We start from the raw sequence: 12,283 nt of genomic DNA on the forward strand, positions 1-12,283 counted from the left end.
CGGAAGGAGAGGGCAGAGATGATATTGAGAGAGCTTTTAGGCACCGATTTTCCTGAGCTTGCCGAGGCTATGAAGGGTCCCGCGGGGGATCTGAACATTACCGCGATCGCGTCGGACAGCCGCAAGGCTGTGCCCGGCGCCTTGTTCGTTGCTATGGCCGGCTCGAAGGCCGATGGCGCAGGCTTTATCGGTGATGCCGCCGCCCGTGGTGCCGTCGCTGCGATTGCTGCACACACCGCCGATGTCGGCATTCCGGTTCTGACCGTTGAAAATCCGCGTCGCCTTCTGGCGCTGGCAGCATCACGGTTTTCCGGCGCGCAGCCGGAAACCATGGTTGCCGTCACCGGCACGGCCGGCAAGACATCGGTGGCGTCGTTCACTCGCCAGATCTGGGCACATGCAGGCCATGCCGCCGCCATGATCGGCACGACCGGCGTCGTATCGCCGGCCCGCAACGACTACGGCTCGCTGACGACGCCCGATCCGATCGCGCTGCATGCGCTGCTGGCCGAACTGGCATCGGAAGGCGTGACCCACGCCGCCATGGAAGCCTCCAGCCATGGCCTCGACCAGAGCCGCCTCGATGGCGTCAGGCTGGCGGCTGCCGGCTTTACCAATCTCGGTCGCGACCACATGGATTACCACCCGACCGTCGAATCGTACATGGCCGCAAAGATGCGCCTGTTCGATACGCTGATGGAAAAGGGCTCGCCGGCCGTGATTTTCTCCGACGATCCGTGGTCGGAAGAAGCCATTCGCGTCGCAACCGCCTCCGGGCTGGATGTGCGCACCGTTGGTCGCAAGGGGTCTTATCTGACGCTGAAGCGTGTCGAGCATTTCCGCCACAAGCAGACCGCTGAAATCACTGCAGAAGGTCGTATCTTCGAGGTAGACATCCCGCTTGCCGGCGATTTCCAGATCGCCAATGCGCTGGTGGCCGCCGGTCTCGCCATGTCCACCGGTGTCTCCGCCGACAAGGCCATGGCGGCGCTTGAGAAACTGGTCGGCGCTTCCGGCCGTCTCGAGCTGGTCGGCCAGACGCCGGATGGCGCGCCGGCCTATGTCGATTATGCCCACAAGCCGGATGCACTGCAGAACGTGCTGTCTTCCGTGCGTCCCTTCACCACCGGCCGTGTCGTCGTGGTCTTCGGTTGCGGTGGTGATCGCGACAAGGGCAAGCGCCCGATCATGGGCGAGATCGCCACGCGGCTTGCCGACGTCGTGATCGTCACGGACGACAATCCACGTTCCGAACAGCCGGAAACAATCCGCTCGGAAATCATGGCGGCAGCGCCTGGCGCCACCGAGATCGGCGACCGCGCCGAAGCGATCCGACACGCCGTTTCGCTGCTGCATGCGGGCGATACGCTGATCGTTGCCGGCAAGGGCCATGAGGAAGGCCAGACTGTCGGTTCGACCACGCTGCCGTTTTCCGATCATGTCGAAGTGCGCAAGGCGCTGGAGGGCCTGAAACAGTGAGCCTGCTCTGGACCTCCGAAGAAATGTCGGCCGTGATGGATGGCCGCCCGGTCGGCGCATTGCCGGCCGGCATTACCGGCATTTCCATCGACAGCCGCTCGATCGGTGAAGGCGAAGCCTTTTTCGCCATCAAGGGTGACCGCGTCGATGGCCACGATTATGCCGGTGTCGCCGTCGCCAATGGTGCCGCGCTGATCGTTGTCGCCGAAGGCAAGCTGCCTGCCATGGGCCGTCTCTCGGTGCCGATGATTGTCGTCGAGGATGTTCTGGAAGCGCTCGGAAAACTGGCCGTCGCTGCCCGCAAACGCAGCCGCGCCCAGATCGTCGCCGTCACCGGCTCTGTCGGCAAGACCACCACCAAGGAAATGCTGCGCCACGCCCTTGCTCCTTCTGGCAAGGTGCATGCCGCCGTTGCCTCCTTCAACAATCATTGGGGCGTGCCGCTAACGCTCGCCCGCATGCCGATCGACACCTATTTTGGCGTCTTCGAAATCGGCATGAACCATTCTGGCGAGATCCGTCCGCTGGTCGGAATGGTGCGCCCGCACGTGGCGGTCGTCACCACCATTGCCGCCGCCCATCTCGGCCATTTCCGTGATCTCGATGAGATTGCCGAAGCCAAGGCCGAGATTTTCGAAGGTGTGCTGCCGAACGGCGCGGCGCTGATCAACCGCGATATCCCGCAATACGATCTGCTCGACAAGGCGGCTCAGGCGGCCGGCGTCGACAACGTCCTGACGTTCGGCCAGCATGCCAAGGCCGATTTCCGCCTTGCCGATTTCGAGGGCAATGCCGATGGCTCAGTCATCTGGGCAACGCTGCAGGGCGACACAACCGAAGTGCGCATCGGTGCGCCCGGTCGCCACATTGCCGAAAACGCCATGGCGGCGCTCGCCGTCGTGTCCCTGTTCGGTGCCGATATGGATGCCGCCAAACAGGCGCTGGCCGATCTGAAACCCGTCAAGGGTCGTGGCGAACGCCATACGCTCGGTATCGGCGAAGGCAACCTGACCCTGATCGACGAAAGCTACAACGCCAATCCGGCCTCGATGCGGGCTGCGATCGCGCTTCTCGCCACGCATCAGCCGCAACTTTCCGGTCGTCGTATCGCCGTCCTCGGCGACATGCTGGAAATGGGCGAGCATTCGACAAAAGTTCATCAAAACCTGGCCGGTGCGCTTTTGGCTGCGGGTATCGAGCATGTCTGGCTCGCCGGCCCCGAAATGGCCGCATTGCGCGACTCATTGCCCGAAAGCGTTGAGGTTTCCTACTTCGAGACGACGCAGGAACTTGCTGATTACAGCGTTCGTTCGGTCGTTCCGGGTGACGTTCTGATGGTCAAATCCTCGCTTGGCCTCGGTTTCCGCAAGATCATCGACGCTCTTATTGACAACTATCCGGCCTTCGCAGACACGGAGCCGCATTCCTGATACCGGCTTCCGAGAAAGGGCCATTATGCTGATCTGGCTAGTCGAACTGGCGAACCACGTGCAATTCTTCAACCTGTTCCGGTACATCACGTTCCGCACAGGCGCCGCCGCGTTCACCGCCGCCTTCATCGTTTTCATGTTCGGCCCGCGCATCATCGATTCGCTGCGTGTCCGTCAGGGCAGGGGGCAGCCGATCCGTGCCGATGGCCCGCAGACCCATTTCAAGAAGGCCGGCACGCCCACCATGGGCGGACTGATGATCCTCGCCGGCATTTTGGGTGGATCGCTGCTCTGGGCCGACCTCTCCAACATCTATGTCGTCTCGACGCTGCTGGTCACCCTCGGTTTCGGCGCCATCGGTTTTTATGACGATTATCTCAAGGTCACCAAACAGTCGGACAAGGGTTTTTCCGGCAAGGCGCGTCTCGGCATCGAGTTCGTGATCGCCGGTATCGCCACGTTCTTCATGATGCGTATGGCGCTTGCCACCGGCCAGAACGGTTCCACGCTCGGCACATCCATAGCCTTTCCGTTCATCAAGGAATTCGTTCTCAATATCGGCGTCTTCTTCGTGCTGTTCGGCGGTTTCGTCATCGTCGCGGCGGGCAATGCCGTGAACCTGACGGATGGTCTCGATGGTCTCGCCATCGTGCCGGTGATGATCGCCGCTGCCTCCTTCGGCATCATTTCCTATGTGGCCGGTAACGCCGTCTTCGCGAACTACCTGCAGATCAATTTCGTGCCCGGCACCGGTGAACTCGCCGTCATTCTCGGCGCGGTCATCGGGGCGGGCCTTGGCTTCCTTTGGTTCAACGCGCCGCCCGCCGCTATTTTCATGGGCGATACCGGCTCGCTGGCGCTCGGTGGCCTGATCGGTTCGGTCGCCGTTGCCACCAAGCACGAGATCGTCATGGCCATCATCGGCGGCCTGTTCGTCATGGAAACACTGTCGGTCATCATCCAGGTTGGTTTCTTCAAATTGACGGGCAAGCGCGTCTTCCTGATGGCGCCCATCCACCACCATTTCGAAAAGCTCGGCTGGACCGAAAGCCAGGTGGTTATCCGCTTCTGGATCATCGCCGTCGGTCTTGCCCTTCTTGGCCTTTCCACCCTCAAGCTGCGCTGATTGTATCATGATCCCGGTCACCACGTTTTCTGGCAAAAAAGTCGCTCTCTTCGGCCTCGGTGGCTCGGGGCTGGCGACGGCAAAGGCACTGGTGGCCGGTGGCGCTCTCGTGACCGCCTGGGACGACAATCCCGACAGCGTCGCCAAGGCGGCAGCCGAAGGCATAACGACTGCGGATCTGCGGGGGCTGGACTGGTCCTCGCTTTCCGCTTTCGTGTTGTCTCCCGGCGTGCCGCTCACCCACCCGAAACCGCACTGGACGGTCGATCTGGCCCGTGCGGCCGGTGTGGAGGTGATCGGTGACGTGGAACTGTTCGTGCGAGAACGCCGGGCGCATGCGCCGGATTGCTCGCTCATCGCCATTACCGGCACCAACGGCAAGTCCACCACGACGGCGCTGATCGCACATATCCTCAAATCCAGCGGCCGCGATACCCAGCTCGGCGGCAATATCGGCACCGCCATCCTGACGCTCGATCCGCCCAAGGCCGAACGTTTTTACGTGGTGGAATGCTCGTCCTACCAGATTGATCTGGCCCCGACGCTCAATCCATCTGCCGGTATCCTCCTCAACCTGACGCCAGACCATCTCGACCGTCACGGCACCATGCAGCATTACGCCGATATCAAGGAACGTCTGGTCGCCGGTTCGAAGACGGCCGTGATCGGCGTCGATGACAGCTTTTGCACCATGATCGCCGATCGTGTGGAACGTGCCGGTGTGAAGGTCGAACGCATTTCCAAGCGCAATCCGGTCGCTGATGGTCTTTATGCCGAAGGCAGCCGTATCCTTGGCGCACACAGCGGCAAGATTTCCGATGTGGCGGATCTCGCCGGCATTGATACGCTCAAGGGCGCCCACAACGCCCAGAACGCGGCGGCGGCGATTGCCGCCTGCCTCGCGGTCGGCGTCTCCATCGAAGACATTCGTGCGGGCCTCAAAAGTTTCCCCGGCTTGAAACACCGCATGCAGCCGGTCGGCCGGCGCGGTCAGGCCGTGTTCGTCAACGATTCGAAGGCCACCAATGCGGAAGCCGCAGCGCCTGCGCTCTCGAGTTACGAGCGCATCTACTGGATCGCCGGTGGTCTTCCCAAGGAAGGCGGCATCACAAGCCTCGCACCACTCTTCCCGCGTATCGTCAAAGCCTATCTGATCGGAGAGGCGGCACCGCAATTTGCCGCGACGCTGGGCGATGCCGTGAAATTCGAGATTTCCGGCACGCTTGCCCAGGCCGTTGCGCATGCGGCAGCCGATGCGGCGGAAGATGGCGAAACGTCGGCCGTGATGCTGTCGCCGGCTTGCGCCAGCTTCGACCAGTTCAAGAATTTCGAGGTCCGCGGTGATGCTTTTGTCGCCGAGGTCGCAGGTCTCGACGGCGTGACGATGCTGGTCGAGGTCAAAAAGGAGAACTGACAATGGTAAGTCGCGTAGACCGTGGTCCGCTTGCGGACTGGTTCTGGACGATCGACCGCTTTTTCCTGGCGGCCTTCATCCTGTTGATGGGTATCGGTTTCATGCTGTCCTTTGCGGCATCGCCCGCAGTGGCCGAACGCCTCGGTCTTGACAGCTTTCACTTCGTGGAACGTCACGCGATGTTCTTGATCCCCTCGATCATCGTCATGGTGTCGCTGTCGCTGCTCAGCCCGCGGCAGATCCGTCGCACCGCCATCATTCTCTTGATCGCGGCTTTGGCCATGATGGTGCTGGCGCTGTTTTTTGGCGTCGAGGTCAAGGGGGCCCGGCGTTGGGTGAATTTCGGCAGCCTGTCGATCCAGCCGTCCGAATTCATGAAGCCGGCTTTCGTCGTGGTCTGCGCATGGCTTTTTGCCGAGCACGCCCGCCAGCCGGAAATTCCCGGTAATCTGTTTGCCATCATCCTGTTCGGCATTGTCGGCGCGCTTCTCGTTGCCCAGCCCGATATCGGTCAGACCGTTCTGACCAGCGCCGTCTGGGGCGGCATGTTTTTCATGGCCGGCATGCCGTGGCTGTGGATCGTTCTGCTCGGTGGTCTTGGTGTCGGCGGCGTGGCGACGGCCTATTACATGCTGCCGCACGTCGCCGGTCGTATCGACCGTTTCTGGACGGGCGAGGGCGATACGTTTCAGGTCGATACCGCCCGTGACGCCATCATCAACGGCAACTGGTTCGGTCTCGGACCGGGTGAGGGCATCTACAAGCGCATCATCCCGGACAGCCACACTGACTTCATCTTCTCCGTCGCGGCCGAAGAGTTCGGTATCTTGTTCTGCATGGTTCTGGTGGCGATCTTTGGTTTCATTGTGCTGCGGGGGCTCAGCCACGCCTTCCGCGAACGCAACGATTTTAACCGCTTTGCCGTCGCCGGCCTCGTGCTGCAACTCGGCGTACAGTCGATGATCAATATCAGCGTTAATCTCGAACTCATTCCGGCCAAGGGCATGACCCTGCCGCTGATCTCCTATGGTGGTTCGTCGATGATCGCGGTTGCCGTCACCGCCGGTTTCATTCTGGCGCTCACCCGTCACCGGCCGGAAAAGCGTGCACAGGAACGCAGCCTCTTTCGCGTGACATCGACGGTGCCTGCAGAGTAAAAGGTTTTTCATGACCAAAGGCATTATCCTGCTTGCCGCCGGGGGAACCGGCGGCCATCTGTTTCCGGCCGAAGCACTGGCGCATGAGTTGAAGGCGCGCGGTTATTCCGTGCATCTTGTCACCGACAGCCGTGCCGAGCGTTTTGCCGGCAAATTTCCGGCTGACGAGATTCATGTCGTGCCGTCCGCGACGATAGGCTCCAAGAACCCGATTGCCGTGGCGAAATCGCTGTTCAAGCTGTGGACCGGCCTGCGCACTGCGCGCAAGCTGATCGGCCGCATCAAGCCGCTCGCCGTTGTCGGTTTCGGCGGTTACCCCACCGTGCCGCCGCTTCTCGCCTCTACCGGCCTCGGCGTGCCGTCGATGATCCATGAGCAGAACGCCGTGATGGGCCGCGCCAACAAGGCGCTCGCCAAACGCGTCAAGGCGATTGCCGGCGGCTTTCTGCCTGAGGGCGTCGGTGCCTATGCCGACAAGACGGTGACGACCGGCAATCCGGTACGTCCCGCTGTTCTTGCCGCCGCCAACACGCCTTACAAGCCGAGCCTCGAAGGCCAGCCATTCAACCTCGTCGTTTTCGGCGGCAGCCAGGGCGCGCAATTCTTTTCTCGCGCCATTCCGACAGCTTTGAGCCTTCTGGAAGAGAATGAGCGTAGCCGCATCGTGCTCACTCAGCAGGCTCGCCCGGAAGATCAGGGGCAGGTCGGATCCTGTTTTGCCAAGCTGAAGATGACGCCGGATGTTTCGGCCTTCTTCCCCGATATGGCGGAGCGTCTCGCCTCTGCTCATCTTGTCGTCTGCCGTTCCGGCGCATCCACCGTATCGGAAGTGTCGGTGATCGGTCGCCCATCCATTCTTGTCCCTTACCCTTACGCGCTCGATCACGATCAGGCCGCCAATGCCGCAGCTCTCGTGGCGACCGGTGGCGCCGAAGTCGTGCCGCAGGCAGAGCTTTCGCCGGAGCGTCTGGCGGAAAAGCTGAAGGTTGCGCTGGCGGAGCCGGAAAGGCTCGCAAAGATGGCGGAAGCGGCCAAGCAGGCCGGCCGTCCCCATGCGGCGACCTTGCTTGCCGACATGGTTGTCGCTATTGCCGGGGCACAAGGGATTGCGCAGTTTAAAGGAGTTCGGGCATGAAGATGCCGCAGGCCATCGGCCTCGTCCATTTCATCGGTATCGGCGGCATCGGCATGAGCGGCATTGCCGAAGTGCTGCATAACCTTGGCCACAAGGTGCAGGGTTCCGACCAGTCCGACAGCGCCAACGTGCAGCGCCTGCGCGACAAGGGCATTCCGGTTTTCGTCGGCCATCAGGCCGAGAACCTTGGCGATGCCGAAGTCGTGGTTGTCTCCACCGCCATCAAGAAGACCAATCCGGAACTGATCGCCGCGCGTGAAAAATCGCTGCCGATCGTGCGTCGTGCCGAAATGCTGGCCGAGTTGATGCGTTTCCGTAATGCCATCGCCATCGGCGGCACACATGGCAAGACCACGACGACGTCGATGGTCGCGACGCTGCTCGAAGCCGGCAATCTTGATCCAACCGTCATCAATGGCGGCATCATCAACGCCTACGGCACCAATGCCCGCATGGGCGAGGGCGAGTGGATGGTGGTGGAAGCCGACGAATCCGACGGCACTTTCCTGAAGCTGCCGGCGGATGTCGCGGTCGTCACCAATATCGACCCGGAACATCTCGACCATTACGGCAATTTCGACGCCGTGCGCGCCGCTTTCCGCCAGTTCGTGGAAAACGTGCCTTTCTACGGTTTTGGCGTCATGTGCATCGACCATCCGGAAGTGCAGGCGCTGGTCGGCAAGATCGAGGACCGCAAGGTCGTCACCTATGGTGAAAACCCGCAGGCCGATGCCCGATTCTCGAATGTGCGCATGGAAGGCACCAAGGCGATCTTCGATGTGGAAATCCGTCGTCGCCGCACCGGCCGGGTCTTCTCGTTCAAGGACCTGACGCTGCCCATGCCGGGCCGCCACAACATTTCCAATGCCACGGCCGCGATTGCCGTCGCCAATCGTCTCGGCATTTCGGAAGAAGACATCCGCAAGGGGCTCGCGGCCTTCGGTGGCGTAAAACGCCGCTTCACGCTGACCGGTACCTGGAACGACGTATCGATCTTCGACGATTACGGCCATCATCCGGTCGAGATCAAGGCTGTGCTTAAGGCTGCGCGCGAAAGCTGCTCGGGCCGCGTCATCGCCGTTCACCAGCCGCATCGCTATTCGCGCCTGAACAGCCTGTTCGAAGATTTTGTCACCTGCTTCAACGATGCCGACAGCATCATTCTCGCCCCGGTCTATGCGGCTGGTGAGGACCCGATCGAAGGTGCCGATTCCGAGACGCTGGCTGCCCGCATTCGCGCCGGCGGCCACCGTGATGCCCGCTTCATGGCCTCGCCGGAAGCTTTGGCCGGCATCGTTGCCACCATTGCCAAACCGGGCGATTTCGTGGTTCTTTTGGGGGCAGGTAACATTACGCACTGGGCAGCAGCACTGCCCAAGGAATTGCAGGGCATTTCGGGGCATACGCAATGAAGCAGGTGAATGGGGAACGGTTGCTGGCTTCGCTCGGTGAGGGCGTCAAGGATATCCGCGGACGGCTGACGCCGGATGCGCAGATGGATCGCGTCACGTGGTTCCAGGCCGGTGGTCTGGCCGAGCTGATGTTCCAGCCGCACGACGTCGATGACCTCGTGACATTCCTGAAACTTCTGCCGGAAAATGTGCCGTTGACGGTGGTCGGTGTCGGCTCGAACCTGCTGGTGCGCGATGGCGGCATTGCTGGCGTGGTGCTGCGCCTCTCGGCCAAAGGTTTTGGCCAGGTCGAGCTGGTCGGCGAAAACCGCATCAAGGCCGGTGCGATTTGCCCGGACAAGCATGTTGCCGCGATGGCGATGGACAACGGAATCGGCGGTTTCGCCTTCTATTACGGCATTCCCGGCTCGATTGGCGGCGCGCTGCGCATGAATGCCGGCGCCAACGGCACCGAAACGAAGGATCGCGTTGTTGAAGTGCATGCGGTGGACCGTCAGGGCAACAAGCATGTGCTCTCTAATGCCGACATGGGCTACAGCTACCGCCATTCCTCTGTTCCGGCTGACCTGATTTTCACGCACGCCGTGTTCGAGGGATATCCCGACGACCGCGCCAAAATTCGTGCCGAAATGGATGCCGTGCGCCAGCACCGCGAAACCGTGCAGCCGGTCAAGGAAAAGACCGGTGGTTCGACCTTCAAGAACCCTGAAGGCCATTCGGCCTGGAAGGTGATCGACGAAGCCGGTTGCCGTGGCCTGATGAATGGCGGCGCGCAGATGTCGGCGCTGCACTGCAATTTCATGATCAATATCGGCCACGCCTCGGGATACGATCTGGAATATCTCGGCGAGATGGTGCGCCAGCGCGTGTTCGAAGAACATGGCATCAAGCTGGAATGGGAAATCAAGCGCCTCGGCGTCTTCATGCCCGGCCGCGAAGTGCGTCCCTTTCAGGGCGTGACGACGGAGTGATGATCGGCTCTGCTGGTCCGTTCGGGAGGCGTTTATGACGCTGGTTCATAATGAACGGATCAAGCTGACCGCCAATTCGCTCGACCGGTTGTCGACCGCCTGTGCGGCGGCAGGCTTCATTGCGCCTGCCGCATCCTTCGCCAATTCGACACTGACCTTTCAGATCACCTGGGGCACGGTGATTTCCACCTCGGCTTGGCTTTCCGGCGCTTTGATATTACATTTGGGTGCCAGACACGTGTTGAGGAGACTGAAGTCATGAATGCCCCGACTTTCTTCTTTCTCTATATTCTCCCCTTCGTCATCGCCGGCACGGCGTGGGCGGGCATTCTGCTGAGCGAATGGCTGGAACGCCGCAAGGTTCGGATTCGCACCGACAAATAGCGCCATCGGTCTGCGGGGTGATCGATGTCCGGTGCCGGTTATGACGAGGATGAAGCGCGGCGACGTGTTCTTGTCGTCAATGAAAGGCGCAAGCTTTTAGCCGGTGCTCTGGACCGTGTTTCAACCGCTTTCATTGTCGTTGGCGTGCTCGGTCAGGCCTTATCGCTAAACCCGGCTTCCGCTAGCTTCGCTGCGGCTATTGTCATGTTGGGTTGGATTTCGGGCGCCGTTATATTACATCTGGTGGCGCAGCGCGTCCTTGGAGGACTGAAGGTATGACCTCGCAGGAATTTTTCTGGTACGTATTTCCATGGATCGTCACCGTCGGCGGTGCTGCCTGGCTTGTCTACGACCGGTACAAAAACCCCCATCATCGCTGATCAAATTCTTCGAATGAAAAAAAGCCCGCGAAACCATCGGTCTCGCGGGCTTTTTCGTCAGTTCATTCGGCCGAGAATCAGACTTCGTCCTTGCCCGACAGGAAGATGCAGGCGAGCGTGATCAGGGCGGCTACGAAGAGGTAGTAGCCGACATAGGTCATGCCGTAATTCGCCTGCAGATAGGTGGCGATGTAGGGCGCCAGCGAGGCGCCGAAAATGCCGGCGAAGTTGAAGGTGATCGACGAGCCGGTATAGCGTACCGAGGTCGGGAAGGGCGCGGCCAGCGCCGTGCCGATCAGACCGTAGGTCATGCCCATCAGTACCATTGCCAGAACCACGAACAGGAAGATCATGCCTTCGCCGTTGGTCATCAGGTAAGGCAAGAAGAACGAGAAGGCGGCGATCAGCGCGGTGGTGACGATCAGCATTTCGCGGCGGCCGTATTTTTCCGCCAGCTTGCCGATCACGACGATGAAGATGCCGAAGACGACCGAGCCGAGAAGCTGCACTTCCAGTGCATCCAGGAACGGCATCTTCAGGACCTTGACGTTGTAGGACAGAAGATAGGCCGAGCCGATGTAGAACAGCACGAAGGTGGCCAGCGCGACGAATGTGCCGAGCACGAGGCTGCGCTTGTGCTTGCGGAACAGTTCCGCAACCGGAACCTCGACACGCTCGTGGCTGTCGATGGCCTTCTGGAAGGCAGGCGTTTCGGTGATCGACAGACGCACCCACAGGCCGATGGCGATCAGCGCGATGGAGGCGATGAAGGGTACGCGCCAGCCCCAGGAGAGAAGCGCTTCCTGCGACATGAAGTGCAGGAGGATCCAGAACACGCCGGAAGACAGGAACAGGCCGAGCGGTGCGCCCAGCTGCGGGAACATGCCGTACCAGCTCTTCTTGCCCGGAGGTGCGTTTTCGGTTGCCAGCAGAACCGCGCCGCCCCATTCGCCGCCGAGGCCAAAACCCTGGCCGAAACGGCAAAGCGCCAGCAGCAGCGGTGCGAGAACGCCGATTTGCTCGTAGGTCGGCAGAAGGCCGATCACCACCGTGGAAATGCCCATGGTGAGGAGAGCGGCCACGAGCGTCGTCTTGCGGCCGATGCGGTCACCGTAATGGCCGAACACGATGGCGCCGAGCGGACGTGCGAAGAAGGCGATCGAGAAGGTCGCGAACGAGGCGAGAAGCGCGCTCGTCGGGTCCGAGCCCGGGAAGAACAGCGTCGGGAAAACCAGAACAGCTGCCGTCGCGTAAACGTAGAAATCGAAAAATTCGATCGTCGTGCCGACCACGCTGGCCGTCAGGACTTGTGCAGGAGAGTTCTTTGCAACAGGTTCCAGCGGCTCCGCGGCCGACGACACGGGAGTATCCATCTGTGTCATCTTATATCCGTGA

Annotated in this window: 12 protein-coding genes; 11 read left to right on the forward strand and 1 reads right to left on the reverse strand. The window is 61.1% G+C overall.

Annotated features, from left to right (window positions below; all coding sequences use genetic code 11):
• Window positions 1-18 precede the first annotated feature (18 nt).
• Genes ACRQ1B_RS05030 through ACRQ1B_RS05080 form a run of 11 tightly spaced genes read left to right on the forward strand, consistent with a single transcriptional unit; the run spans window position 19 to window position 10,787 of the window.
• The gene (locus ACRQ1B_RS05030; protein WP_432292555.1) at window positions 19-1,479 is read left to right on the forward strand and encodes a UDP-N-acetylmuramoyl-L-alanyl-D-glutamate--2,6-diaminopimelate ligase; all 1,461 of its coding nucleotides are present in this window, start codon (window positions 19-21) and stop codon (window positions 1,477-1,479) included.
• Window positions 1,476-2,909 carry a UDP-N-acetylmuramoylalanyl-D-glutamyl-2,6-diaminopimelate--D-alanyl-D-alanine ligase gene (locus ACRQ1B_RS05035; RefSeq protein ID WP_432292556.1) on the forward strand — a complete coding sequence of 478 codons (1,434 nt, stop codon included), beginning with the start codon at window positions 1,476-1,478 and terminating at the stop codon, window positions 2,907-2,909. Before ACRQ1B_RS05030 ends, ACRQ1B_RS05035 begins: the two co-directional genes overlap by 4 nt.
• A 25-nt stretch (window positions 2,910-2,934) precedes the next feature.
• Window positions 2,935-4,035 carry a phospho-N-acetylmuramoyl-pentapeptide-transferase gene (mraY, locus tag ACRQ1B_RS05040; protein WP_432292557.1) on the forward strand — a complete coding sequence of 367 codons (1,101 nt, stop codon included), beginning with the start codon at window positions 2,935-2,937 and terminating at the stop codon, window positions 4,033-4,035.
• A gap of 7 nt (window positions 4,036-4,042) precedes the next feature.
• Entirely contained in the window at window positions 4,043-5,449 is a 1,407-nt protein-coding gene (gene murD / locus ACRQ1B_RS05045; protein ID WP_432292558.1) for a UDP-N-acetylmuramoyl-L-alanine--D-glutamate ligase, read from the forward strand.
• Between the two features lie 2 nt (window positions 5,450-5,451).
• Window positions 5,452-6,606 carry a putative lipid II flippase FtsW gene (gene ftsW / locus ACRQ1B_RS05050; protein ID WP_432292559.1) on the forward strand — a complete coding sequence of 385 codons (1,155 nt, stop codon included), beginning with the start codon at window positions 5,452-5,454 and terminating at the stop codon, window positions 6,604-6,606.
• Between the two features lie 10 nt (window positions 6,607-6,616).
• Window positions 6,617-7,741: an undecaprenyldiphospho-muramoylpentapeptide beta-N-acetylglucosaminyltransferase gene (gene murG, locus ACRQ1B_RS05055; protein ID WP_432292560.1), complete on the forward strand. Its 1,125-nt coding sequence runs from the start codon at window positions 6,617-6,619 to the stop codon at window positions 7,739-7,741.
• The gene (gene murC / locus ACRQ1B_RS05060) at window positions 7,738-9,153 is read left to right on the forward strand and encodes a UDP-N-acetylmuramate--L-alanine ligase (protein ID WP_432292561.1); all 1,416 of its coding nucleotides are present in this window, start codon (window positions 7,738-7,740) and stop codon (window positions 9,151-9,153) included. The genes murG and murC overlap by 4 nt, the downstream gene beginning before the upstream one ends.
• A complete protein-coding gene (gene murB, locus ACRQ1B_RS05065) occupies window positions 9,150-10,124 on the forward strand; it encodes a UDP-N-acetylmuramate dehydrogenase (protein WP_432292562.1) in 975 nt (324 codons plus the stop codon). Before murC ends, murB begins: the two co-directional genes overlap by 4 nt.
• Before the next feature lie 34 nt (window positions 10,125-10,158).
• Window positions 10,159-10,386: a hypothetical protein gene (locus ACRQ1B_RS05070; RefSeq protein WP_432292563.1), complete on the forward strand. Its 228-nt coding sequence runs from the start codon at window positions 10,159-10,161 to the stop codon at window positions 10,384-10,386.
• Window positions 10,383-10,508 carry a hypothetical protein gene (locus tag ACRQ1B_RS05075; RefSeq protein ID WP_432292564.1) on the forward strand — a complete coding sequence of 42 codons (126 nt, stop codon included), beginning with the start codon at window positions 10,383-10,385 and terminating at the stop codon, window positions 10,506-10,508. The genes ACRQ1B_RS05070 and ACRQ1B_RS05075 overlap by 4 nt, the downstream gene beginning before the upstream one ends.
• A 24-nt stretch (window positions 10,509-10,532) precedes the next feature.
• Window positions 10,533-10,787 carry a hypothetical protein gene (locus tag ACRQ1B_RS05080; RefSeq protein ID WP_432292565.1) on the forward strand — a complete coding sequence of 85 codons (255 nt, stop codon included), beginning with the start codon at window positions 10,533-10,535 and terminating at the stop codon, window positions 10,785-10,787.
• 178 nt (window positions 10,788-10,965) lie between these two features.
• On the opposite strand, the gene ACRQ1B_RS05085 is transcribed toward ACRQ1B_RS05080, so the two are convergent.
• Window positions 10,966-12,270 carry an MFS transporter gene (locus ACRQ1B_RS05085; RefSeq protein WP_432292566.1) on the reverse strand — a complete coding sequence of 435 codons (1,305 nt, stop codon included), beginning with the start codon at window positions 12,268-12,270 and terminating at the stop codon, window positions 10,966-10,968.
• Between the last annotated feature and the right edge of the window lie 13 nt (window positions 12,271-12,283).

Origin of the sequence: Endobacterium panacihumi, from assembly GCF_050847465.1 — a bacterium.
In the GTDB taxonomy this organism is placed as follows: Bacteria; Pseudomonadota; Alphaproteobacteria; order Rhizobiales; family Rhizobiaceae; genus Neorhizobium; species Neorhizobium panacihumi.